Source organism: Kosakonia oryziphila (assembly GCF_900094795.1).
Classification (GTDB): domain Bacteria; phylum Pseudomonadota; class Gammaproteobacteria; order Enterobacterales; family Enterobacteriaceae; genus Kosakonia; species Kosakonia oryziphila.
In genome coordinates this window covers 15,691-40,408 of the sequence record NZ_FMBC01000016.1, presented here as the reverse complement: position 1 = coordinate 40,408, position 24,718 = coordinate 15,691, and the positions used below count along the sequence as shown (strand labels likewise).

At 53.8% G+C, this 24,718-nt stretch carries 24 protein-coding genes and 1 pseudogene; 8 read left to right on the top strand and 17 right to left on the bottom strand.

The features are described 5' to 3' along the window. Positions 1-17 precede the first annotated feature (17 nt). Complete coding sequence (gene treB / locus GA0061070_RS09660; protein WP_090135657.1) at positions 18-1,436, bottom strand: PTS trehalose transporter subunit IIBC; 1,419 nt, start codon at positions 1,434-1,436, stop codon at positions 18-20. Between the two features lie 125 nt (positions 1,437-1,561). Then, complete coding sequence (treR, locus tag GA0061070_RS09655) at positions 1,562-2,509, bottom strand: trehalose operon repressor TreR (protein WP_090135656.1); 948 nt, start codon at positions 2,507-2,509, stop codon at positions 1,562-1,564. Positions 2,510-2,657: 148 nt separating this feature from the next. On the opposite strand from treR, the gene mgtL reads away from it, so the two are divergent. Beyond that, positions 2,658-2,762, top strand: coding sequence for a mgtA regulatory leader peptide MgtL (mgtL, locus tag GA0061070_RS25955; protein ID WP_139109744.1), 105 nt, complete (start codon positions 2,658-2,660; stop codon positions 2,760-2,762). A gap of 244 nt (positions 2,763-3,006) precedes the next feature. Beyond that, entirely contained in the window at positions 3,007-5,715 is a 2,709-nt protein-coding gene (mgtA, locus tag GA0061070_RS09650; protein WP_090135654.1) for a magnesium-translocating P-type ATPase, read from the top strand. A gap of 200 nt (positions 5,716-5,915) precedes the next feature. Here mgtA and ridA read toward each other — a convergent pair whose 3' ends face one another. The 4 genes from ridA to GA0061070_RS09630 all read right to left on the bottom strand — a co-directional run bounded on the left by ridA (position 5,916) and on the right by GA0061070_RS09630 (position 8,399). Continuing rightward, positions 5,916-6,302: a 2-iminobutanoate/2-iminopropanoate deaminase gene (gene ridA, locus GA0061070_RS09645; RefSeq protein ID WP_090135652.1), complete on the bottom strand. Its 387-nt coding sequence runs from the start codon at positions 6,300-6,302 to the stop codon at positions 5,916-5,918. 546 nt (positions 6,303-6,848) lie between these two features. Then, on the bottom strand, positions 6,849-7,310 hold the full coding sequence (gene pyrI, locus GA0061070_RS09640) for an aspartate carbamoyltransferase regulatory subunit (protein ID WP_090122107.1): 462 nt from the start codon (positions 7,308-7,310) through the stop codon (positions 6,849-6,851). Between the two features lie 13 nt (positions 7,311-7,323). Then, positions 7,324-8,259, bottom strand: coding sequence for an aspartate carbamoyltransferase (gene pyrB / locus GA0061070_RS09635; RefSeq protein ID WP_090135650.1), 936 nt, complete (start codon positions 8,257-8,259; stop codon positions 7,324-7,326). Positions 8,260-8,294: 35 nt separating this feature from the next. After that, on the bottom strand, positions 8,295-8,399 hold the full coding sequence (locus tag GA0061070_RS09630; protein ID WP_175539138.1) for a pyrBI operon leader peptide: 105 nt from the start codon (positions 8,397-8,399) through the stop codon (positions 8,295-8,297). Here GA0061070_RS09630 and GA0061070_RS09625 point away from each other — a divergent pair. Next, positions 8,379-8,495 carry a hypothetical protein gene (locus tag GA0061070_RS09625; RefSeq protein WP_090135648.1) on the top strand — a complete coding sequence of 39 codons (117 nt, stop codon included), beginning with the start codon at positions 8,379-8,381 and terminating at the stop codon, positions 8,493-8,495. The genes GA0061070_RS09630 and GA0061070_RS09625 overlap by 21 nt on opposite strands. A 3-nt stretch (positions 8,496-8,498) precedes the next feature. Here GA0061070_RS09625 and GA0061070_RS09620 read toward each other — a convergent pair whose 3' ends face one another. The 5 genes from GA0061070_RS09620 to arcA all read right to left on the bottom strand — a co-directional run bounded on the left by GA0061070_RS09620 (position 8,499) and on the right by arcA (position 13,698). Further along, on the bottom strand, positions 8,499-8,978 hold the full coding sequence (locus tag GA0061070_RS09620; RefSeq protein ID WP_090135646.1) for an arginine repressor: 480 nt from the start codon (positions 8,976-8,978) through the stop codon (positions 8,499-8,501). 101 nt (positions 8,979-9,079) lie between these two features. Continuing rightward, positions 9,080-10,483 carry a YfcC family protein gene (locus GA0061070_RS09615; protein WP_090135645.1) on the bottom strand — a complete coding sequence of 468 codons (1,404 nt, stop codon included), beginning with the start codon at positions 10,481-10,483 and terminating at the stop codon, positions 9,080-9,082. Positions 10,484-10,531: 48 nt separating this feature from the next. Next, positions 10,532-11,536 carry an ornithine carbamoyltransferase gene (argF, locus tag GA0061070_RS09610; RefSeq protein WP_090135643.1) on the bottom strand — a complete coding sequence of 335 codons (1,005 nt, stop codon included), beginning with the start codon at positions 11,534-11,536 and terminating at the stop codon, positions 10,532-10,534. Positions 11,537-11,555: 19 nt separating this feature from the next. Next, a complete protein-coding gene (gene arcC / locus GA0061070_RS09605) occupies positions 11,556-12,467 on the bottom strand; it encodes a carbamate kinase (protein WP_090135641.1) in 912 nt (303 codons plus the stop codon). 10 nt (positions 12,468-12,477) lie between these two features. Then, a complete protein-coding gene (arcA, locus tag GA0061070_RS09600) occupies positions 12,478-13,698 on the bottom strand; it encodes an arginine deiminase (RefSeq protein WP_090135639.1) in 1,221 nt (406 codons plus the stop codon). Between the two features lie 674 nt (positions 13,699-14,372). Between arcA and GA0061070_RS09595 the strand changes: the two genes are divergently transcribed. Further along, entirely contained in the window at positions 14,373-14,825 is a 453-nt protein-coding gene (locus tag GA0061070_RS09595; protein WP_090135637.1) for a YhcH/YjgK/YiaL family protein, read from the top strand. A 37-nt stretch (positions 14,826-14,862) separates the two neighbouring features. Here GA0061070_RS09595 and argF (GA0061070_RS09590) read toward each other — a convergent pair whose 3' ends face one another. Both argF (GA0061070_RS09590) and argL read right to left on the bottom strand, forming a co-directional pair. After that, complete coding sequence (gene argF / locus GA0061070_RS09590) at positions 14,863-15,867, bottom strand: ornithine carbamoyltransferase (protein WP_090135635.1); 1,005 nt, start codon at positions 15,865-15,867, stop codon at positions 14,863-14,865. Beyond that, the gene (gene argL, locus GA0061070_RS25950) at positions 15,837-15,932 is read right to left on the bottom strand and encodes a putative translational regulatory protein ArgL (protein ID WP_425256047.1); all 96 of its coding nucleotides are present in this window, start codon (positions 15,930-15,932) and stop codon (positions 15,837-15,839) included. Before argL ends, argF (GA0061070_RS09590) begins: the two co-directional genes overlap by 31 nt. 97 nt (positions 15,933-16,029) lie before the next feature. Between argL and rraB the strand changes: the two genes are divergently transcribed. Together rraB and miaE are read left to right on the top strand one after the other, a co-directional pair. Then, complete coding sequence (gene rraB / locus GA0061070_RS09585; protein ID WP_090135633.1) at positions 16,030-16,452, top strand: ribonuclease E inhibitor RraB; 423 nt, start codon at positions 16,030-16,032, stop codon at positions 16,450-16,452. 45 nt (positions 16,453-16,497) lie between these two features. After that, positions 16,498-17,256 (top strand): tRNA isopentenyl-2-thiomethyl-A-37 hydroxylase MiaE, encoded by a 759-nt coding sequence (miaE, locus tag GA0061070_RS09580; protein WP_090135631.1) that lies wholly within the window; start codon positions 16,498-16,500, stop codon positions 17,254-17,256. A gap of 203 nt (positions 17,257-17,459) precedes the next feature. Here miaE and GA0061070_RS09575 read toward each other — a convergent pair whose 3' ends face one another. Continuing rightward, on the bottom strand, positions 17,460-17,963 hold the full coding sequence (locus tag GA0061070_RS09575) for a GNAT family N-acetyltransferase (protein WP_090135629.1): 504 nt from the start codon (positions 17,961-17,963) through the stop codon (positions 17,460-17,462). A 195-nt stretch (positions 17,964-18,158) separates the two neighbouring features. On the opposite strand from GA0061070_RS09575, the pseudogene GA0061070_RS09570 reads away from it, so the two are divergent. After that, positions 18,159-19,361, top strand: a pseudogene (locus tag GA0061070_RS09570) (YjgN family protein). A 102-nt stretch (positions 19,362-19,463) separates the two neighbouring features. On the opposite strand, the gene GA0061070_RS09565 reads toward GA0061070_RS09570, so the two are convergent. From GA0061070_RS09565 to pepA, 3 genes are all read right to left on the bottom strand, one after another. Further along, positions 19,464-22,319: a valine--tRNA ligase gene (locus tag GA0061070_RS09565; protein WP_090135627.1), complete on the bottom strand. Its 2,856-nt coding sequence runs from the start codon at positions 22,317-22,319 to the stop codon at positions 19,464-19,466. Then, positions 22,319-22,762, bottom strand: coding sequence for a DNA polymerase III subunit chi (holC, locus tag GA0061070_RS09560; protein ID WP_090135625.1), 444 nt, complete (start codon positions 22,760-22,762; stop codon positions 22,319-22,321). The genes GA0061070_RS09565 and holC overlap by 1 nt, the downstream gene beginning before the upstream one ends. A 206-nt stretch (positions 22,763-22,968) precedes the next feature. After that, positions 22,969-24,480 (bottom strand): leucyl aminopeptidase, encoded by a 1,512-nt coding sequence (gene pepA, locus GA0061070_RS09555; RefSeq protein WP_090135623.1) that lies wholly within the window; start codon positions 24,478-24,480, stop codon positions 22,969-22,971. 153 nt (positions 24,481-24,633) lie between these two features. Here pepA and GA0061070_RS25515 point away from each other — a divergent pair, with 153 nt between their 5' ends. Further along, positions 24,634-24,684 carry a hypothetical protein gene (locus GA0061070_RS25515; protein WP_216637209.1) on the top strand — a complete coding sequence of 17 codons (51 nt, stop codon included), beginning with the start codon at positions 24,634-24,636 and terminating at the stop codon, positions 24,682-24,684. Positions 24,685-24,718: the final 34 nt, after the last annotated feature.

The window sequence follows — 24,718 nt, the reverse complement described above, 5'->3', positions numbered from 1 at the left end:
CAAACGCGCCCCAAACATTACACAATCTGCAAAGTGCCTTGACGGAACTTGCGCTGATAAACAAAGGAAGTGAGGGCAATAGGGATCACCACGGCGATGGCCATCGCCAGCATATAAACCTGCCAGTAGGTGGGTTGAATGGAGAGAATGCCTGGTAACCCGCCGACGCCGATACCATTCGCCATTACGCCGTTCAGACCACACAGCAATCCAGCGAAGCCGGAGCCAATCATGGCGCACAGCATCGGGAAGCGGTATTTCAGGTTAATGCCGTACATCGCGGGTTCGGTTACGCCTAAAAAGGCAGAGATGGCGGCAGGCACGGAGATCTCGCGTTCATTTTGTTTACGGCTGGCAATGATGATACCGACCACTGCCGAACCCTGAGCGATATTAGAAAGCGCAATCAGTGGCCATACCGGCGTGCCGCCCATGCTCTGGATCATCTGCATATCGATCGCCAGCGTGGTTTGATGTACGCCAGTGATAACCAGCGGCGCATAGAGAAAACCAAACAGCGCGGCGCCAATTGGGGCAAAACTGCCGGTCATCAGATGACGAACCGCATAAGCCACGCCATCGCCAATCATGCGGCCGAACGGGCCAATAAAGGCGTGGGCGAGGAACACCGCCAGTATTAACGAGCAGACCGGTACGACAACCAGATAGAGGTAATCCGGCACCAGGCGTTTCAGGCGCGTTTCAATCACGCCCAGCATCAGACCCGCCAGCAGCGCCGGGATAACCTGCGCCTGATAACCGACTTTAGCGATGGTAAACAGGCCGAAATTCCATACTTCCGGCGTTTGCGAACCCAGTAGATAGGCATTCATCAACTGCGGTGACACCAGCGTAATGCCCAGTACGATCCCGAGGATCGGCGTTCCACCCATTTTGCGCACTGCTGACCAGCAGATGCCAACCGGCAAATAGAAGAAGATCGCCTCACCAATCAACCAAAGGAAGTCGTAGACCGTTTTCAGCGACGGGAACATCTGCGCCAGTGTCTGGCCATTGCTCATTGGCACATCGCCGATCACGTTACGGAAACCGAGAATCAGGCCTCCGCTGATCAGCGCCGGAAGCAGTGGGAAAAAGATCTCTGCGAAATGAGAGATCAGGCGCTCGTGCCATTTCATATTTTGCCGCGCCGCCAGCTTGGCCTGCTCTTTGTCAGCATGCGCCAGGCCAGCGGCTTCGCGCAGCGCCTGATAGTAGTCGCCAACGTTAGTGCCGATCACCACCTGAAACTGTCCTGCATTGGTGAAACAGCCTTTAACCATCGGCAACTGCTCAATTTCTTGCGGATTGGCCGCTGCCGGATTGTTCAACACGAAGCGTAACCGCGTAATACAGTGGCTGACAGTAGCGATGTTTTCACGCCCGCCCACCAGTGCGATTAACTTCTCAATATCGGATTGATTTACTTTGCCCATCAAGGTGCCTCTCGAAGGAGAAATGATGCGTAATGACCGGAGCAAAGCGTAACCAGGAGCAAAAAAATAAAAAATGGGAACGTTCCCGAAATCAGGCGAGGATCACAATAAACCGTACGGCACAATCAGGCGAGCTTGGCGGGGATCACAATCTGTCGTAAATCAGCACGGTCATTTACTTGTTCGATTAACTGGGCAGCGGCCTGGCGGCCTGCCTGAGCATAGCCTGGATCGACGGTAACAATTTCCGGATGCAGGAATTTCATCAACGGCGTGTTACCCACACTGGCAAGTTGCAGGTTTTCGATGCGCTGTTGCTGCAAGTATTTGCTGGCGCCCAGCGCCAGCGTATCGGTAGCGCACAATAGCGCGGTGGTTTGCGGTGTCAGCACATCAGCTACGTGGTCGTAACCCTGCTTCATGGCAAGGCCTGGCAGCACGGAGAGCGGTTCAAGCTGGTATTGCTGGCAGCATGCCAGATAAGCATCGTGGCGGCGTTTGCCGGTCGTGACATCGCTGTGCGGCACGCCGATAAAGCTGATATGGCGATGGCCCTGAGCGTAGAGTTTTTCCATCAATAGTTGAATAGCGCCTTCATCGTCGTAACAAACCGAAGAAAAACCATTCACGTCACGCGCCAGCAGCACCAACGATGACTGCCAGGAAGCCAATAGCTCTTCGGTAATGCCGGTAAAACCAAACAGCACGACGCCGTCGATATTGCGGTGACTCAGCATCTGCAAATGCTCGCCGACCAGTTCCGGCGAAAACTGGCTCTCCATCATGATCGGGTCGTAACCCTGTTTGTAGAAGGCGGGAAGCATGGTCTGTACCGCCAGGTTTTCCGACAGGGAATCGAGACGCGAGACGATAATTGCCACTACTTTGTCGCTTTGTCCGCGCATGGCGCGTGCGGAACGGGAAGGGGAAAAACCGTGTTGATTGACGATGGCCTCCACTTTTTCGCGCGTCCGCTGGCTCACGCCGCTTTCGTTATTTAGCACGCGGGAAACGGTGGATTTCCCCACCCCGCTTAAACGCGCAATATCTTTGATTGTCAGCCGGTTTTGCATGCGTCCAGTCCTGTTCCTTATTAAGGCGGATTGCAGAATAGAGGAGTTTCGTTCAGGTTCCAACCGCCAGCAATGAGCAAAGTCTGGTTTATGTATTTTGCAAGGCTAAATATCGTTGCGTATACGTTTGGTTTAATTCAGCGGAGCTATGATATCGCAGCGTAATTTTACGAATGCCATTCTTACCCTTACCGGAGGCCTGATGGATCCCGATCCCACACCTCTCCCGCGATGGAGAACTGTTTCCCGGTAAGCCTGCTTTTGCTGCCTTACCGGATGCGTAAGGCAGCGACGTTCTTGTCCCTGCCCAAACAAAAACGCCCGTTGGCGCGGCGTTGCCACGTCACTTGCGAAAAATTTATACCCATGATTCATGCTGTATCGAGGCGGTAAGGTATTCAATTCCTCGCTTAGCGCCAGGGATTTACCGCCGAGATTCGGGTCTGAAAGTTGATGTGCAGAAGGCACCCGTGTGATACGGGGGCAAGGATATGATTATGCTGAAAAATTTCACCCGGCAGCTCTTTGCTCGCCTGAACCGCCATTTACCGCGTCGCCTGGTACAGCGCGATCCGCTGCCCGGCGTACAGACCATCAGCCAGGACGATATTCCCGCGTCAATGGGCGAACACTGCCTGTCGATTGCGGTGATGGAACCGACACTGCTGTGGCAAACTTTTACCAGCCACCCGGAAGGACTCACCGCGCAGGAAGTAGCGAAGGCACGCGAAACGCACGGTGAAAACCTGATCCCGGCGCAGAAACCGTCACCGTGGTGGGTACATCTGTGGAGCTGCTACCGCAACCCGTTCAATCTGCTGCTCACCTGCCTTGGGGTGATCTCCTATGCTTCGGAAGATCTGTTCGCCTCTGGCGTGATTGCGCTGATGGTGGCGATTTCCACCCTGCTCAACTTCCTGCAAGAAGCGCGTTCCACCAAAGCGGCGGATGCGCTGAAAGCGATGGTCAGCAACACCGCGACGGTGCTGCGAGTGGTGAATGAAAAGGGCGAGAATAGCTGGTGCGAGATCCCTATTGATCAGCTGGTGCCGGGCGATATCGTCAAGCTGGCGGCGGGCGATATGATCCCGGCGGATCTGCGCGTCCTGCAGGCGCGGGATCTGTTTGTTGCCCAGGCGTCGCTGACCGGTGAATCCCTGCCGGTAGAAAAAGTGGCAACCAGCCGCCAGACGGAGCAGAAAAACCCGCTTGAGTGCGACACGCTGTGCTTTATGGGCACTAATGTGGTGAGCGGAACCGCGCAGGCAATGGTGGTTGGCACGGGCGGCAACACCTGGTTCGGGCAACTGGCCGGGCGCGTCAGCGAACAAGAAAGCGAACCGAACGCCTTTCAGAAAGGGATCAGCCGCGTCAGCATGTTGCTAATCCGCTTTATGCTGGTGATGACGCCGATCGTCTTGTTGATCAACGGCTTTACCAAAGGTGACTGGTGGGAAGCGGCGCTGTTTGCCCTCTCCGTTGCCGTTGGCCTGACGCCGGAAATGTTGCCGATGATTGTGACCTCGACGTTGGCACGCGGTGCAGTGAAACTGTCGAAACAGAAAGTGATCGTTAAACATCTGGATGCAATCCAGAACTTTGGCGCGATGGATATTCTGTGTACCGACAAAACCGGTACGCTGACGCAGGATAAGATCGTGCTGGAAACGCACACCGATATCAGCGGCAAAGTCAGTGAATGGGTGCTGCACAGCGCATGGCTGAACAGTCACTATCAGACCGGGCTGAAAAACCTGCTGGACACCGCCGTGCTGGAAGGCGTCGATGCGGAAGTGGCGCAGACGCTCTCTTCGGGCTGGCGCAAAGTGGATGAGATCCCGTTTGATTTTGAACGCCGTCGGATGTCGGTGGTGGTTGCCCAACAGGCGGATGTGCATCAACTGATCTGTAAAGGCGCGTTGACGGAAATTCTCAACGTGTGCTCGCAGGTACGTTTTAATGGCGAGATTTTCCCGCTGGATGACACCATGCTGCGGCGTATTGAACGCGTCACCAGCACCCTGAACCGCCAGGGGCTGCGCGTGGTGGCGGTCGCGACCAAATACCTGCCCGCGCGCACGGGAGATTATCAGCGTGCGGATGAATCGGATCTGATCCTCGAAGGCTACATTGCGTTCCTCGATCCGCCGAAAGAAACCACCGCTCCGGCGCTGAAAGCGCTAAAAGCCAGTGGTATCACTGTTAAGATCCTCACCGGTGACAGCGAGCTCGTGGCCACCAAAGTGTGCCATGAAGTTGGGCTGGAAGTGGGTGACGCGCTCACCGGCAGCGAAATCGAACATTTGAGCGATGATGAGCTGGCGCAGATGGCGAAACATACCACGCTGTTTGCCCGTCTGACGCCGCTGCACAAAGAGCGCATTGTTCGTTTGCTGAAACGCGAAGGGCATGTGGTCGGCTTTATGGGCGATGGTATTAACGATGCCCCGGCGCTGCGCGCGGCGGATATTGGTATTTCCGTGGATAGCGCGGTCGATATCGCCCGCGAAGCTGCCGATATCATTCTGCTGGAAAAGAGTCTGATGGTGCTGGAAGAAGGGGTTATTGAAGGGCGTCGGACGTTCTCCAACATGCTGAAGTACATTAAAATGACGGCTAGTTCTAACTTTGGTAACGTCTTCAGCGTGCTGGTTGCGAGCGCCTTCCTGCCGTTTCTGCCGATGCTGCCATTGCACTTACTGATTCAGAACCTGCTGTACGATGTATCGCAGGTGGCGATCCCGTTTGATAACGTTGACGACGAGCAAATTGCTAAACCGCAGCGCTGGAACCCGACAGATCTCGGGCGTTTTATGATCTTCTTCGGGCCGATCAGTTCAATCTTTGACATTGTGACCTTCTGCGTAATGTGGTGGGTGTTCAAAGCCAATGTGCCGGAAGCGCAAACCCTGTTCCAGTCTGGCTGGTTTGTGGTTGGCTTACTGTCGCAAACGTTGATTGTGCATATGATCCGTACCCGTCGCGTGCCGTTTATTCAGAGCTGTGCCGCATGGCCGCTGATTATCATGACGCTGATGGTGATTTGCGTCGGCATTGCGCTGCCGTTCTCGCCGCTGGCGAGTTACCTGCAATTGCAGGCGCTGCCGCTGAGCTACTTCCCGTGGCTGGTGGCGATTCTGGCAGGTTATATGACATTGACCCAGTTGATGAAAGGCTTTTACAGCCGTCGCTATGGCTGGCAGTAATCCGTTAATTGCCCGGTGGCGCTATGCTTACTGGGCCTACGGCGTTGCTGCGTGCGGTGGGGAAAGTCGTTTTGCCGCGTTTCATGCCAGATGACGGCGGGCTTAGCTGATGTGCGGAATGTTACAGGCCGGATGGCAGCTTCGCTTATCTGGCCTGTAAACGGGTTTGCCGGATAAGTGTGCGGCCCCCGGTAGGCGAATTAGCGACGTACGGCGATCGCTTCAATCTCGATTTTTACATCTTTCGGCAGGCGCGCCACTTCCACGCAGGAACGCGCCGGGAAGGTGGCGTTATGCTCGGCGAAAAAGGCTTCGTAAGTGGCGTTAACGGTGGCGAAATCGTGCAGATCTTTCACGAACACGGTGGTTTTCACAATGTCGCCCACTTTCAGACCGGCGGCCTCGACGATCGCTTTCACGTTGTCGAGAGACTGGCGCGCTTGTGCTGCGACATCTTCCGGCACGCTGCCGGTTTTTGGATCGACCGGGATCTGGCCGGATGTGAGGATCATATTGCCGAGATCAACAGCCTGCACATAAGGGCCGATGGCAGCTGGCGCATTTTCCGTCGCGATAACTTTAGTCATGATGTTTCCTGAATATTAGCGGTAATAAGGTGGCGGTCATTATATACCCGTCATACTTCAAGTTGCATGTGCGTTGGCTTTCCTATTCGGCTCATCCCTGAGCCTTACCCCTTCGGGGCCGCTGCTTACAGCGTTCAAATCTGCTCCCGGCAGATTTGTCGCTCACCCCAGTCACTTACTTATGTAAGCTCCTGGGGACTCACTGCGTCGCCGTCTTCCTGCAACTCGAATTATTTAGGGTATACCCGTCATACTTCAAGTTGCATGTGTGTTGGCTTTTTTATTCGGCTCATCCCTGAGCCTTACCCCTTCGGGGCCGCTGCTTACAGCGTTCAAATCTGCTCCCGGCAGATTTGTCGCTCACCCCGGTCACTTACTTATGTAAGCTCCCGGGGATTACTGAGAGACATCCTGTCTCTCACCGGAGGCCAACCTTCGGTTGGGCAAATTCGTTCGCGACGAATTTGTCACTGCGTTGCCGTCTTCCTGCAACTCGAATTATTTAGGGTATATACGTTATCGCCCAGGCCGCTTACGGGCTGGGTGTTAATTGGCCAGCACGACGTGATGTGAGAACTCTTTCTCGCAGTATTTGCACTTCAGCGCGATATCCTGCTCGCGCTGTTTCACCGCAAAGCTGGAAGCGACCGGCTCGGCATGGCTGATGCAGTTGCTGTTCGGGCACACCAGTACGCCATTGATGCGTTCCGGCAGACTCGGGCGCGATTTGCCCACCACTTCATACTCATCAATCCGGTTGACGGTGGCCTGCGGCGCGTACAGCGCCAGTTGGTTGACCTGCTCATCGGTGAGAAACGTGTTCTCGATTTTGATCAAATCCTTGCGACCCATTTCGCCGGACGGCAGGTTAAGGCCGATGGTAATGCGCTGGTCGGTTTCCGTCAGTTTGAACAGAGTCAACAGCTTGAACCCGACGCGGGCAGGGATGTGGTCAATCACGGTGCCGCGTTTAATGGCTTCGACCTGAAGTTTATTATCGTGTGTCATTGTCGTTTCCCCCTTACAGAGCCAAATCGCAATTGAGAACCAGCGCCAGCAGAGCCTGGCGGGCGAAAATACCGTTGCCGGCCTGCTGGAAATACCAGGCGTGCGGCGTTTTATCAACGTCAGTGGTGATCTCATCAACGCGCGGCAGCGGATGCAGTACCTTCATATTGCTGCGTGCGCCGGTCAGATCGCTGGCGCGCAAAACAAACTGTGCTTTGACGTTGGCGTATTCCGACGGGTCCAGACGCTCTTTCTGTACGCGGGTCATATAAAGGATATCGACTTCCGCCATCACCTCATCGATACTGGCGTGCACGCTCCAGGCCATGCCTTTCTCGTCGAGCATATCCAGAATGTACTGCGGCATCGCCAGCGCATCCGGGGCAATAAAGTAGAAGCGGTTACCGCTGAATTTTGCCAGCGCCTGCGCCAGAGAATGCACGGTACGGCCATATTTCAGGTCGCCGACCATGGCGATATGCAGGTTTTCAAGGCGCCCTTGCGTTTCCTGAATGGTGAAGAGATCAAGCAGCGTTTGCGTTGGATGTTGGTTGGCGCCGTCACCCGCGTTCAGCACCGGAATACCGCCGGAAAATTCGGTCGCCAGACGCGCCGCGCCCTCCTGCGGGTGGCGCATCACAATGGCATCCACATAGGTGCTGATAACCGAAATGGTGTCTGCCAGCGTTTCGCCCTTCTTACCCAGCGATGTGTTGCTACTGTCGGAAAAGCCGACCACGCTCGCGCCGAGACGGTGCATGGAGGTTTCAAATGACAGACGCGTACGGGTGGAGGCTTCAAAGAAGCAACTGGCGATCACTTTATGCTTGAGCAGCTCTGGCTGGGGGTTGGCCTTCAGTCGTGCAGCGGTGTTAAGCACCAGTTCCAGTTCTTCGCGGCTGAGATCGTTTATGGAAATGATATGTTTCTGATATAGCGGATTAGCCATGGTTATCTCCTGACGACTGCGCAAAAAAAAGCCCCTCAATAGAGGGGCTGTGGAATAGGGTTTGCAACGGGAAAGAAAAACGGCAGGTCAGCGCCTTTTTTCAGACGCGGTAAGACAGTTTGTCGTACACACTGGACCATGCTTCCTCCCGGCAAATTGTCCCGGATTATACGCAGCTACTTTTTTGGATCAAGCGATTGATGCACATTTTACGCAGTGCAAACGGTTCTCTTTGAATATTAATGCGTTCTAAGTAGGTAATTAATTTTTTTGTGTACTAACGCCGTATGCTTTACTGCTCTGGGCGCAACCCAGACAATACTGCTCCCTCCCACGACGCCGAGGATTTCCGGCAACTGGTGGTAATCCAGAATGCGAGCCACGGCGCGGCCATATCCGGCCACGGTGTGAATAAGGATAAATTCGCTATTATGCTCGACGCTGGTTACCATTTCGGAGACCGTGCGGGCGGCGTCCGGCACCGGGCGTAGCTGCGGATTCAGCGCATAAATTTTTTGTCCTTTGGCATTGCGGATTTTTATCACACCGAGCAGTTTCAACAGGCGGGACACGGTGGACTGGCTAATAGAGTCAAAACCGTGGTAGTGCAAATCGCGACGGATTGCTTCCTGCGAAAGGTAGCTTTTTTCGCTAATCAGACGCAGGCAAACGGCCAATTGAAGCTGCTCTTTCGGTGAATAATCTCCATATTCCATCATCTTTTTCCCGTATCAGTTGCCGAAAAAAACGCCCGGCAGCTCAACGACTGCCGGGCCTGGTTATGCCGTGCGCAGCCGGAAGCGTTGAGCTATCCGACGCGTTACAGTAGGGCTCCAAGGCTCAGTGCCGCCATGATCACCACAGTCAATATCGCCAACAGCGGAGCAACCCACTTCAGATAACGGATGTAAGGAACATGGGCGATGGCAAGCCCTCCCATTACCACGGCGGAAGTCGGCGTTACCAGGTTGACGATGCCGGACGCAGATTGATAAGCGGTGACGACCAGGTCGCGATTAACGTTAGCGAAATCGGCCAGCGGCGCCATTATCGGCATTGTCAGAACCGCAAGGCCGGAAGAAGAGGGCACAAGAAACGACAGTACCACTTCCAGCCAGTACATAACGTTAATAAACGCGACGGTGGATAACCCGCTGACCATATCTTCGGCACTGTGCAAAATAGTATGAGTAATCATACCTTTATCCATGATCACTACGATACCGCGGGCAATTCCGATAATCAGCGCTACGCCCAGCAAATCCCGTGCGCCGTTGATAAATGTCGACGTCAGCTCCTCTTCGCTCATACGGGCTATCAGACCAACGATAATCGCACTCGCCAGGAACACCGCCGAAATCTGCGCCATCCACCAGCCAAGCACGGCGACGCCATAAATCATCACCACAAAGGCCAGCGCAAAAATCACCAGAATCAGCTTACGAAGCGGCGTAAATTCGAGCATCTCCTCTGACTTATGCCCAAGGAAGAAGGCCCGATCTTCTTCCTGCTTATCCGCAACGATCGACAGTGCCGGGTTAGCACGGACTTTGCGGGCGTAGTGCATGACCCAGACGACACAGATCACCCAACCGATGACCAGCAACGCTAAACGCAAGGCGATGCCGTGGGTAAACGGGATCCCGGCGGCGTTGGCGGCGATCACCGTGGCAAACGGGTTGATGGTTGATCCGAGCGTGCCGATCCCTGCGCCGAGCAGAACGGTGGATGCGGCGACAACCGGATCAAAACGGGCAGCGAGCATCACCGGAACCAGCAGCGTGTAAAATGGTAATGACTCTTCGGCCATGCCATAGATGGTGCCGCCAGCGGCAAACAGCGCCATCAGAATCGGGATCATCCACTCTTCGTGGCCGCGTAAGCGTGTGGTAACACGTTCGATCCCTGCATCGATAGCGCCTGTTTTGGTGACGATGCCAAGAAAGCCGCCGATGATCAGAATAAACAGCGCCACGTCGATAGCGCCCGCCTGGCCGGTATCCGGATCGTAGAGACCGCTGATCGGTGCCATGATCACCGCGATCAGCCCCTGCGGTTGTGCGGCCACGTGGGTATAAGTACCGGCAACGGGCACCGCTTTGCCGAGCGTGCTGTTCATCGCCATGTGATACTGACCAGCAGGAATGATCCAACTGAGCGCGGCGACGATGGCAATCAACAAAAAGAGAATGGTGTAAGCAGAAGGGAATTTGAACTTGCCCATGATGTGCTCCTTGACCCCGGCACACCCCGTGATGTGCCGGGGGAGTGGTTAGTCGCCGAGTGTCGCCACCATAACCGCTTTGATGGTGTGCATCCGGTTCTCTGCTTCGTCAAAGACGATGGAGTTAGGCGATTCGAAAACCTCTTCCGTGACTTCCAGCCCTTTCAGTCCGTATGCCATTTCGATCTCACGGCCCACTTTGGTGTGCTCGTTATGGAATGCGGGCAGACAGTGCATAAATTTCACTTGTGGGTTGCCGGTAGCTTTCACTACCGCGCTATTGACCTGATAGGGTTTCATCAGACTGACGCGCTCGGACCAGGCCTCTTTCGGTTCGCCCATCGACACCCACACATCGGTGTAGAGGAAATCCACACCCTGCACGCCTTCGTCCACCTCTTCGGTGAGCATGATGCGCGCGCCGGTTTCACGCGCGATGGTCTGGCATTGCTCAACCAACGCAGCTTCCGGCCAGAACGACCTGGGCGCGACCAGCCGAATATCCATGCCCATTTTTGCCGCGCCGACCATCAGCGAGTTACCCATGTTGTTGCGCGCATCACCGAGATAGGCAAAACGCAGTTCCGACAGGCGTTTACCCGGTGCGTGTTCGAGCATGGTCATCAGATCGGCGAGGATCTGCGTCGGGTGAAACTCGTTGGTCAGCCCGTTCCATACGGGGACACCGGCATACCGACCCAGCTCTTCCACGATTTGCTGGCCATAGCCGCGATATTCTATGCCGTCATACATACGTCCCAGCACACGAGCGGTGTCTTTCATCGACTCTTTATGACCGATCTGCGAACCGCTCGGCCCGAGATAGGTGACCTGCGCACCCTGATCGAAAGCGCCCACTTCAAACGCGCAGCGGGTGCGGGTGGAGGTTTTCTCAAAAATCAGCGCAATATTCTTGCCGACCAGCGTTTTTTTCTCGCAACCCGCTTTTTTGTCCGCTTTCAACTGGATAGCAAGATCGATCAGATACTGGATTTCCGCCGGTTTATAATCGAGAAGTTTGAGAAAATTACGATTTTTCAAATGGATACTCATGTATTTTTCCTTTTTTAAATTAGTGACGAATCAATGTGCCTTTATCCCCGGCGAGAATGGCCGGGCCATCTACCAGCGCGCCAATCCCCGCGATGCCGTTGCAGGCCTCGACAAACTGGCGACAGGCGGCGACTTTCGGCCCCATTGAGCCCGCGTCGAACTGCATCGCTTGCAGCATTTTCGGGGTTACCTGCGCCAGCGGGCGCTGCGTGGGCTGGCCCCAGTCGAGGTACACCGCGTCGGCATCGGTGAGGATCAACAGAGCGTCCGCTTCGATTTGCCGTGCCAGCAACGCCGCCGACAGGTCTTTGTCGATCACCGCTTCAATGCCGTGGTAGCCATTGGCGTTTTCCACCACCGGCACGCCGCCTCCGCCATTGCAAATAACCAGATGATCGCGGTTTATCAGCGCACTGATGGCGTCGCTCTCGACAATGCGTTTGGGCTGCGGGGAGGGAACCACGCGGCGGAAGTAGTGGCCATCCGCCTTAAATACCCAACCTTTTTCCTGATGTAGCGCGTGGGCTTGCGCTTCGCTGTAGACCGGGCCGATGTATTTAGTTGGGTTAGCGAATGCGGGATCGGCGGGGTCCACTTCTACCTGGGTGAGCAGTACGCTGACCTCGCGTTGTGGCAGGATATTTTTCAGCGACTGTTGCAGCATGTAGCCGATCATGCCCTGGCTTTCGGCACCAAGAATGTCGAGCGGATAGGGCGTGACTTTGTCGTAAGCGCTGTTTTGCAGCGCCAGCAGACCAACCTGCGGCCCGTTGCCGTGTACCAGCACCACGCGCCATTGCGCGGTCAGCCCGGCGATAGTGCGCGCGGCAAGATCAATATTCTGGCGCTGGATGTTCGCTTCCAGTGGTTCACCCCGTTTCAGCAGTGCGTTGCCGCCGAGCGCGACAACCAGCGTAGGTTTTCTTTCCATGATGGCTCCTTCAAATCCCGTCGCGTTCCAGTGGGCAACTCATGCAACGCGCACCGCCGCGCCCGCGCCCCAGCTCATCGCCAGGAATGGGCAGCACGGTGATACCGGCTTTGTCATATTTTTCGTTAGTCCAGATATTGCGTTCGTAGCCCACCACCACGCCGGGACGCAGCGTGAGGACGTTATTGGCGTCATTCCACTGTTCGCGTTCAGCTTCGAAGGCATCACCGCCGGTGGTGATTAGCCGCACCTGGTCAATGCCGAGCGCTTTTTCAATGGCGTGCAGCAGATCGCTCTCCTGCGTGCGTTGCAGACCGCCGCGTCCGTCCGGGGTGAGCGTCCAGCACTGCGCATCTTTGCGCACCACTTCCGGGTAAACAGAGAAGATGTCGATATCGATATGCGTCATCACGGTGTCGAGGTGCATACAGGAGCGGTGTTTGGGAAGTTCGACGACGATGACCCGTTCTGCCTGGCGGTGTTTGAACAGGCTGTTGGCAAGAAACTCAACGCCCTGCGGCGTAGTACGTTCAGACAAACCAATTAATACCGCGCCGCGACCGATCACTAATACGTCGCCGCCTTCTAATGTGGCATGGTCATAATTAATATTTTCGTCGCCAAAGTATTTAATAAATTCACCGTCAGCGAAGGCCGGATGCCATCGGTAAATCGCACGCAGGTTATTTGTTTCGCGCTGGCGAGCCGGTTTGGCCATCGGGTTAATAGATACACCGTTATAAATCCAGCACGAGGTATCGCGGGTAAATAAGTGGTTGGGCAACGGCTTCATAATAAAATCATTCGCCGTGTGGGTATCGACCACCATATTTTTAATAAATGCCGGGATTTCTCCATAGGTTAATCCGCCACTGAGCCGCCGTGCCAGTTCGCGATGCGGCATATCCGCCAGCCAGCTGCGTATGTCTGCGGCGAAGGTGGGGCCAAGGCGATAATCGGAGATCTGTATGTCCAGTAACCAGGCTTTCGCTTCAGCAATATCAAGTGTTTGTGTCAGAAGGTCGGTTAACAGCAGGACTTCCACACCCTGCTCGCGCAGCGTGTTTGCGAAGGCGTCGTGTTCTTCACCGGCACGCTCGACCGATAACACATCATCAAATAATAATTCCTGGCAATTCGATGGTGTTAAACGTTTCAAACTTAAATTGGGACGATGCAACATAACGCTTCGCAATTGACCTATTTCAGAACCGACGTAGTGCTTTTCCATAATTATTCCTTTAACTTTACTTAGAATAAAAAGGGGCGCGTGATGAAATATTTTTAATTTCGCCACGAGGTAATGGTTGCTAATTTCACGGCTAATAATAGAAGCCGTGTTAATTAATAATGTGATTGTGCTCGCGTTGGATCGGATATTAAAGGGTTGTTGTTCGAATGCATGATTCGCGTCAGAGAATAGATAATTAGCCTTATTATGAAGATGAATGGCTACGCATTAATAGCTGATATTATTCACGGTTGTTATAACCTTGTAGATATACATGGATTTCACTGATATGTAATGCATTGATTTTTATGCATTAATAATCGCTATTTGCATAAATATGCGAAATGGTGAATAAACCTGTTTTACAAACGGATGAAAAGGGAAATAACCAGTGAATTAGCACGCAAATAAACGGAGTGTCAAAGTGTGAACCAGGGAAGGTTTTTTAAATAATGTCTTAAATATCAGTCTACAAAAGATAGAACGTTGTTCCCGCTGACTGGGTTTATGCACTATCACTGCATAAATTCCGGCTAAGGCTTAACAGGCATATAACATATTTTCCGATAAACATGCATTGTCGCAAATCTCCTGTAAAAAGTGGTGGTATGGCAGTGTGAATTCTCGTATAAACATTTAAAAATGAAACGACGTTTTATATAGAGGATTAAATCATGATCGTTGGCAATATTCACCATCTGCAATCCTGGTTGCCGCAGGAATTGCGCCAGGCTATTGAACACGTTAAACAGCATGTCACCGATGCGACGACGATCGGCAAACACGATATCGACGGCAACCGTTTGTTTTATCTCCTCTCTGAGGATACGACTCAGCCGTTCGCCGAGCGCCGGGCGGAGTACCATGCGCGCTATTTGGATATTCAGATCGTCCTGAAAGGCCAGGAAGGGATGACTTTCAGCACGTTGCCTGCGGGCGTACCGGATACCGACTGGCTGGCTGATAAAGACATCGCATTTTTGCCGGAAGGCGGTGAGGAAAAAACCGTGGTACTAAGAGAAGGGGATTTTGTTGTCTTCTGGCCTGGAGAAGTACATAAACCGCTGTGCGCGGTGAATGCGCCTGCGAAAGTGCGCAAAGCGGTGATAAAACTACTGGTTGCCTGATAATGCTCCCTCACCCGAAGCGGGTGAGGGGCAAAACTTACTGGCTGAGCGTTGCCACCATGACTGCTTTGATGGTGTGCATCCGGTTTTCCGCCTGGTCGAACACGACGCTTGCCGGTGATTCAAACACTTCATCGGTGACTTCCATGCCGCCGTGCAGGCCAAACTCTTCCGCCATTTTTTTGCCGAGCGTGGTCTGATCGTCATGGAAGGCCGGCAGACAGTGCAGGAATTTCACCTGCGGGTTACCGGTCAGTGACAGCATCATGCTGTTCACCTGATAAGGGCGCAGCAGCGCAATGCGTTCCGCCCATTTCTCTTTGGCTTCGCCCATCGATACCCAGACATCGGTATAGATGAAATCTGCGCCCTTCACGCCAGCGGCGATATCTTCTGTCAGCAGAATATTGCCGCCATTTTTCACTGCCAGCGCGGTACATTCCGCCACCAAACTGGCATCCGGCCAGCAGGCTTTCGGCGCAACAAGACGCAGATCCAGCCCGACCAGCGCCGCCGCTTCCAGCATGGAGTTGCCCATGTTATTGCGCGCATCACCAGCATAGACCAGCGTCATCTGGTTGAATGGTTTACCCGGCAGGTGCTCGTGCATGGTCAGCAGATCCGCCAGTAGTTGCGTTGGGTGGAACTCATTGGTTAAACCGTTCCACACCGGCACGCCCGCATATTGCGCCAGCGTTTCGACAATCTCCTGGCCGTGGCCGCGATATTGAATGCCGTCATACATACGGCCCAGCACGCGCGCGGTATCTTTAATTGATTCTTTATGGCCGATCTGGCTGCCGCTTGGCGCAAGATAAGTTACGCGGGCACCCTGATCGTATGCGGCAACTTCGAAAGAGCATCGAGTGCGGGTAGAGTCTTTTTCGAAGATGAGCGCGATGTTTTTGCCGGTAAGTTTCTGCACTTCCTGGCCTTTTTTCTTATCAGCTTTTAATTGCGAGGCGAGTTGCAGCAGGGCATTGATTTCCGCAGGTGTAAAATCGAGCAGTTTCAAAAAATGTTTCTGGTAAAACGCAGACATGTTTTCCTCACATGGCAAAGGCCACTTGTTGAATTAAAATTCAATTTATATGTATGAATATGCATTTGCAACCCCGAAGCATAAATCTTTTCGGCGAGGAGTGGAGGCAATGGCGGCGGTGTGTGACAATAAGTGTATCTGCCACATCATGAGGAACAAGCCATGGCGAACCCGGAACACCTGGAAGAGCAGCGCGAAGAGACGCGTTTGATTATTGAAGAACTGCTGGAAGACGGCAGCGATCCTGACGCGCTGTACACCATTGAGCATCATCTGTCGGCAGATGATTTTGAGACGCTGGAAAAGGCCGCTGTTGAAGCGTTCAAGCTGGGTTATGAAGTGACTGAGCCGGAAGAGCTGGAGCTGGACGAAGGTGAAGTGGTGATTTGTTGTGATGTAGTGAGCGAATGTGCGCTGAACGCTGAGCTTATCGACACGCAAGTTGAACAACTGATCAACCTCGCAGAGAACGTCGGCGTTGAGTACGACGGTTGGGGTACTTACTACGAAGATCCTGATGGTGAAGAAGGCGAAGACGGTGACGACGATTACGTCGATGAAGAAGACAATGGCGTGCGCCACTGAGTGACCGTTGCGGCAGCGCCTGCTGCCGCAAAGCAAGGAACTGCCATGGATTACCCGCAAATACTCGCCCCGGTTTTAGATTTTCTCCACTGCCCGACACCCAACGCCTGGATAGAAAAAGCCCACAACCCGGCCATGCTGCCGCTGCTGCTGACCGACCACATGGTCTGCGAACTGAAAGCGGCGCAAACCGCCATGCTGTTGGTTCGCAAATATGTGGCGGATAAAGCCGGTTCGGATGCGCTGTTGGAATGGCTGAAACCTTACGAAGCCTTCACCTTCCGCGAAGGGCCGGAACCGGATTTTGTCGCCCTGCATAAACAGATTGGCAAAAGCGTCATGCCGCAGACCGACGATGCCTGGGGACGCCAGCTTATCGACAGCATGGTGCTGTTGATTAAAGAGGAACTGCACCATTTCTGGCAGGTGCGGGAAGCGATGAACGCCCGGAATATTCCCTACGTCAAAATCACCGCCAGCCGTTATGCCAAAGGCATGCTGAAAGAGGTTCGCACTCATGAGCCGCTCACGTTGGTCGATAAACTCATTTGCGGCGCTTACATTGAAGCCCGATCCTGCGAACGCTTTGCCGCGCTGGCGCCGTGGCTGGAGGCAGATTTGCAGAGCTTTTATCTGTCGCTGCTGCGCTCAGAGGCGCGTCACTATCAGGATTACCTGGCGCTGGCACAACAGATTTCCACTGTCGATATCAGCCCGCGAGTGCGTCATTTTGGCGAAGTGGAAGCGGCGCTGATCTCAACACCGGATACGGAGTTCCGTTTTCACAGCGGCGTGCCGGTGTAATTCAACGTTAAGGGAACAAAGGATGAACTGGACGCATGTATTGATGGCGGGGTATGCCGGTGCGGTGATAACCATTGTCACCGGGATGATGCGAAAAAAAGGGTGGCTAAGCAAGGGCGGCCGGTCTGTATCGTTCACTAATGCGTGAGGCGAACCGGGCGTAATCGGCGTACGGAGCGGGTGTGATACCCGCTCGTTTACCGTTACAGCGTTTTCAGCATGCGCACTTCGCAGTCAACATGACCGGTGCAGCCCAGCGGCCCGTCGATATGTTCGAATCCCAGATGTTTATACAGACCGATGGCGTCGGTTAAAAACGCGGTTGTTTCCAGGTAACAGCGGGTGAAGCCCTGCGTACGGGCATGATCCATCGCCATTAGCGCCAGTTTTTTCGCCAGCCCCTGGCCGCGTGCGGCGGGGAGGAAATACATCTTTTGCAGTTCGCAAATATCCGGCTCGCTACATTTTAGCGGCGCAACGCCGCCTCCGCCCACGACCTCGCCATGTAGTTCGACGACCCAATAGGCGTAACCCGGCTTACTGTAAAGCTGGTAAAGCTCATCCAGGTCAGGGTCGGCAACGGTGTAGCCTTTATCGGCGGTGAGGCCATATTCCGCCGATACCTGGCGGATCACTGATGCGATTGCTGCATTGTCTGTTGCAGCAATCCGGCGCATTTTTACCTCTACCGGAGCGGTCACATTCATCTCTGCTCTCTGTTAGGTTCCTTTTTACATGATCACGCTTAATACCACTCCTGCGGCAATCTGGCAAGGCCTGGAATATTGGTCGCTATTTTTTTATTCATAAGTTATTTAAAATTGAGGCTGGAAATAACTATTCAGTAACGTTTTTGCGTATTATTAGGCTGTGTTTTTATTTTTTCTGCGATAAGGATTGTTATGACTTTCGATACTAAGGGTTCCGCGACAACACCGGTACGCCATTTCCTTTTTCAGGGAAGCGGTAAAGGCTATTTCCTGATTTGGCTGGTTAATATACTGCTGATCATAGTCACGCTGGGGTTATATTTGCCATGGGCGTTAGTCCGTGCCCGCCGTTATTTCTACGCCAATACTGAACTTGATGGTGCGCGTTTTTCCTAGCATGCGACAGGGCGTTCGGTATTTGTCGGCTGGCTGTGCATGCTGGTGCTGTATGCGGTTTTCATCATTAACATGGTGCATGGAAATATTGTCCTGCAACTGTGTATGATAGCGTTATTCCTGATCTTTTTCCCGTGGCTGATTACTCAGGGTTTGCGTTATCAATTTCTGATGACGGAGATTAACGGCATCCGCTTTAGTTTTTATGCCAGCCCGCTGCGTGCGTGGTGGGTGATGATGGGGTGTCCGCTGCTGATCGTGGCTGCTGCCATTACTGTGTTTTCATTCTTTACCTCCTCGGCGCTGAGTAGCGGTTCGTATACCGCTATTTTCACCATGATCGGCATTGGTACCCTGGTATTATTGCTGGGTGTGGCGATAATGCAGGGGGTATATGCTGCACAGTGGTTTGGTATGTTGGTGAATAATCTACAATACGGTAAGCTGAAATTTTCCGGCGAATTCTCGATGAAAAAGTGCATCATCATTATTGTGCTGTCGATGCTGCTGTTTGTACCGTTTATTGCTATCGCACTTTATATCACCATCCCGGCTTTCTTTATGCTTTCGCAATATGCTTACGCGGTTGGCGACAATCCGGAGCAACTGGCAATGCTGATGGGTCCGTTTTATGGCAAATTGATCTTCAGCTACCTGGTTTATATCGTTGGTGCGATCATTTGTTATATTTTCGCCTTCGTGAAGCTGCGTAATTATTTTTATAGCCAGTTGGCGCTGGAAGGAGATATTCGTTTCTCCTCCACGGTCACGCTGGGGCGCGTGTTCTGGATCTCTATCACTAATTTTCTGTTGTGTTCGGTAACGCTATTTCTGGCATGGCCATGGGCAAAGGTGCGTTTTACCCGCTATTTGCTGGAAAACACCTATCTGCACGGTGATCTATCGTCATTACCGCTGGAAAATCACGATCAACAACCGGCGAAGGATCCGGCCAACCTGTTGGCGCGCGGTCTGTCATTCTACCCGGCGCTGTTCTGAGTTTATTGTGCCGGATGGCGCTACGCCAACGGGCAATCAACCAGAGGGATAAAAAAAAGCCGGGCACTGTACGCAGCCCGGCTTTTTCATGCCTGAAGGGGATTACAGCGCGGCGATGACACCCTGCTGTTCAATCAGCTTCGCTTTTGCCTGAGCATAACCGTCCAGTTTTTCGCGCTCTTTCGCAATCACCGCTTCCGGTGCGCGCGCGACAAAACCTTCGTTGCCCAGCTTGCTTTCGATACGACCAATTTCCTGCTCGACCTTCGCCACTTCTTTTGCCAGACGCGCCAGCTCAGCTTCTTTGTCGATCAGACCCGCCATCGGGATCAGCAATTCTGCGCCATCGATAATTTTAGTGACCGAAACCGGCCCTTTATCATCGGCTGGCAGCACGGTGATGCTTTCTAAATTTGCCAGTTTCATTAAGTAAGGCGTAAATACTTCCTGGCGCAGTTTAGTCTCTGCGTTTGCGTTACGTAATAGAACCTCTAGCTTTTTGCTGGGTGCAATATTCATTTCGGCACGAATGTTACGTACTGCTGTAATGACATCTTTCAACCATTCAGTGTCTGCTTCTTCAGTATCATCAATCAGGGACAGATCATACATTGGGAACGGTTGCAGCATTATGGTATCGGCTTCGATGCCTTTCAGCACTTTCACGCGCTGCCAGATGGTTTCAGTGATAAACGGAATGATCGGATGCGCCAGACGCAGCAGACCTTCCAGCACCGTTACCAGCGTATTGCGTGTGCCGCGCAGCTCCGCTTCCGAACCGCCGTTCATGACCGGTTTGGCTAGCTCCAGATACCAGTCGCAGAACTGGTTCCAGGTGAACTCGTACAGAATGCCGGCCGCGATATCGAAGCGGAAGTTGTCCAGCGCTTCGCGATACGCTTTGATGGTCTGGTTGAATTTTGCCAAAATCCAGCGATCTGGCAACGACAGCACCATTTCGCCACCGTTGAAACCGCAATCCTGCCCTTCGGTGTTCATCAGCACAAAGCGGCTGGCGTTCCACAGCTTGTTACAGAAGTTACGGTAGCCTTCCAGGCGCTTCATATCCCAGTTGATATCGCGACCGGTTGAAGCCAGCGCCGCCAGCGTGAAGCGCAGGGCGTCTGTGCCGTGCGGCTCAATGCCGTCCGGGAACTGTTTCTCGGTGCGCTTACGGATTTTCTCCGCCAACTGTGGCTGCATCATGTTGCCGGTACGTTTCTCCAGCAGATCCGCCAGCGAAATACCATCAACCATATCCAGCGGGTCAATCACGTTGCCTTTGGATTTGGACATCTTCTGGCCTTCGTCATCGCGGATAAGACCAGTCATATAGACGGTCTTGAACGGCACCTGAGGCTTGCCGTTTTCATCTTTGATAAAGTGCATGGTCATCATGATCATGCGTGCGATCCAGAAGAAGATGATGTCGAAGCCGGAGACCATCACGCTGGTCGGATGGAACTGACGCAGCGCATCGGTGTTTTCCGGCCAGCCGAGCGTGGAGAAGGTCCACAGCGCGGAGGAGAACCAGGTGTCCAGCACGTCATCGTCCTGACGCAGCGCGATATCGGCAGCCAGGTTATTTTCCTGACGTACTTCCTCTTCGTTGCGGCCAACGTAGACGTTGCCGTTGTTGTCATACCACGCCGGAATGCGGTGACCCCACCACAACTGACGGGAGATACACCAATCCTGAATATCGCGCATCCAGGAGAAATACATGTTTTCATACTGCTTCGGCACAAACTGGATGTCGCCGTTTTCCACCGCTTCAACTGCCGGTTTAGCCAGCACATCGGCACGCACGTACCACTGGTCGGTCAGCATCGGTTCGATAACCACGCCGCCGCGATCGCCGTACGGAACGGTGAGATCATGCGGTTTAATCTCTTCCAGCAGGCCAAGTGCGTCCACGGCGGCAACCATCGCTTTACGCGCAGCAAAACGCTCCAGCTTCTGGAACTCAGCCGGGATGTCAGCCGGATAAACGTCAGATTCGTTGCCGTTGGTATCATAAACCTGCGCGCTTTCACGGATATCGCCGTCAAAGGTCAGGATGTTGATCATCGGCAGCTTATGGCGACGGCCCACTTCATAGTCGTTAAAGTCGTGCGCCGGGGTGATTTTCACGCAGCCGGTGCCTTTTTCCATGTCGGCGTGTTCATCGCCCACGATCGGAATACGACGGTTAACCAGCGGCAGCACCACGAACTTGCCAATCAGATCTTTGTAACGCGGATCTTCCGGGTTAACCGCCACGCCGGTATCGCCCAGCAGGGTTTCCGGACGAGTGGTGGCAACTACCAGATAATCTTTACCGTCAGCGGTTTTTGCACCGTCAGCCAGCGGATAGCGGATATGCCACATTGAGCCTTTTGACTCGCGGTTTTCCACTTCAAGGTCGGAAATCGCCGTGCGCAGTTTCGGATCCCAGTTCACCAGGCGTTTACCACGGTAAATCAGATCTTCTTTATACAGGCGGACAAACACCTCTTTGACCGCGTTGGAGAGGCCTTCATCCATGGTAAAGCGCTCGCGCTCCCAGTCCACGGAGTTGCCAAGACGACGCATCTGGTTGGTGATGGTGCCGCCGGATTCGGCTTTCCACTGCCAGATTTTATCGATAAACGCATCGCGACCGTAATCGTGGCGGGTTTTTCCTTCTTCTGCGGCAATTTTACGTTCAACCACCATCTGGGTTGCGATACCAGCATGGTCAGTACCTACCTGCCACAGGGTGTTTTTCCCCTGCATGCGCTGGTAGCGGATCATGGTGTCCATGATGGTCTGCTGGAAGGCGTGGCCCATATGCAAACTGCCGGTGACGTTCGGCGGTGGGATCATGATGCAGAAGCTTTCCTGGCTTTCATCACCGTTCGGTTTGAAATAGCCCTGCTTTTCCCACTGCTCGTACAGCGGCTGTTCGATATCTTTGGGGTTGTATGTCTTTTCCATTATTTCCAGGTTGCCGTGTTCAGGTTGAAACCGGCCACGCGGTAGGCTTTATAGCGTTCGCGTGCCAGTTGTTTCAGAGAGTCTTCGTAAGGGACGAAGTCTACCACTTCTGTGAAAGCGGTGGCAAAATCTGCAAATTCCGCGCGCAGGCTGATCAGAATATCGCGCGGGCTGCTGTTGCGCTTTTGCGGCCAGGCCAGTTCGACCGGCGCACCGCCGCGCGGACCTTCGCCTGCCAGGTTGTGCGGCACAAAACTCTCCGCCGGGCGCGCCCATAATGCTTCATCCAGCCGAATCGCCTGCTGCTCATCGGCACAGGCAATCAACACGCGCTTGCCGTTACGCCAACGTTCTGCGGCAATTTCACACACCAGTTGCTCGACAGCGCTTAGGTCGTCAACGGTGTTGTCATTGTCCAGAAGGTAAAAGGTCGCATTTTTCATATTGATACCCGTCGTCTTTCACGCTGCCTCTTTGTTGGCTGCCTGCGCGCACCCAGTCACATAATTTTCTATGCTCCTGGAGTTTGCTCTGTTGCCGCCGCGATGCAACGCGAAATCCATAGGGTATAGAGTTCGCATTGCGCGAGGTTCCAGCCGGATAAGGCATAGCTGCCATCCGGCAATCATAGCCATCCGGCAATGACGACTTACTCTTCGCCGTTAAATCCGGCGCGGTTCAGCAGGAACTGCGACAGCATCGCCACCGGACGACCGGTTGCGCCTTTGGCTTTGCCGGAGCGCCATGCGGTACCGGCGATATCCAGGTGCGCCCAGTTGTATTTGCGGGCAAAGCGCGACAGGAAGCAACCTGCGGTAATAGCGCCGCCAGGACGGCCGCCGATGTTCGCCATATCCGCAAAGTTAGATTCCAGTTGCTCCTGGTACTCGTCGCCCAGCGGTAAACGCCATGCGCGATCGCCAGCCTGTTCGGACGCGCCAATCAGTTCGTGCGCCAATGGGTTGTGATTCGACAGCAAACCTGTGATGTGATGGCCAAGAGCAATCACGCATGCGCCGGTCAGCGTCGCGACATCGATCACCGCTTCTGGCTCGAAGCGCTCGACGTAGGTCAGAACATCACACAGCACCAGACGGCCTTCGGCATCGGTATTCAGCACTTCTACCGTCTGGCCGGACATCGTTGTCAGCACATCGCCAGGACGATACGCCCGCCCGCCCGGCATATTTTCACAACCAGCCAGCACGCCAATCACGTTCAGCGGCAGTTGCAGTTCGGCCACCATACGCATCACACCGTAAACCGCCGCCGCGCCGCACATGTCGTACTTCATCTCGTCCATGCCTTCGGCAGGTTTGATGGAGATACCGCCGGAGTCGAAGGTCAGACCTTTTCCGACCAGCACAATCGGGCGAGCCTCTTCCGACGGGTTACCTTTGTACTCAATCACCGACATCAGCGACTCGTTCTGCGAGCCCTGGCCGACAGCGAGGTATGAGTGCATGCCCAGCTCGCGCATCTGCTGTTCGCCAATCACGCGGGTCAGTACGTTTTTGCTGTAGGTGTCTGCCAACTGGCGCGCCTGTGAAGCGAGGTAAGCGGCATTACAGATATTCGGCGGCATATTGCCAAGATCTTTGGCTGCTTTAATCCCCGCAGAGATAGCCAGACCGTGCTGGATAGCGCGTTCGCCGCTGGTTAGTTCGCGACGAGTCGGCACGTTGAAGACCATTTTACGCAGCGGACGACGCGGTTCGATTTTGTTGGTTTTCAGTTGATCGAAGCTGTACAGGCTCTCTTTCGCTGTCTCAACGGCCTGACGCACTTTCCAGTAGGTGTTGCGCCCTTTGACATGCAGTTCGGTCAGGAAACAGACGGCTTCCATTGAGCCCGTATCATTCAGGGTATTTATGGTTTTCTGAATCACCTGCTTGTACTGACGCTCATCCAGTTCACGCTCCTTACCGCAGCCAATCAGTAAAATACGCTCGGAGAGGACGTTCGGTACGTGGTGAAGCAGCAAGGTTTGACCAGGTTTACCTTCCAGTTCTCCGCGACGGAGCAGCGCGCTGATGTAGCCATCGCTGATCTTATCGAGTTGCTCGGCGATCGGGGAGAGTCGGCGCGGTTCAAAGACACCCACAACGATGCAGGCACTACGCTGTTTCTCCGGGCTACCGCTTTTTACACTGAACTCCATGCACTACACTCCTGAATCTTAAAGACAACGGCGGCTGCTACGGATAGAATTGCAAGCTTACGTAACTCATGTCCGCTGTTGCGATGACTTCGTGTTAATCTTAATAGTACTTCGGTTTCGGCACGTCAGAATTGGTTCTTTCGCACCCATCCGCTGAGTATATTAATCTTAGCGATGATTTCGACGACTCAAGAGAATAAATGACGTTTAAGCCATGAAACAAGCGATTTTCCAGGAA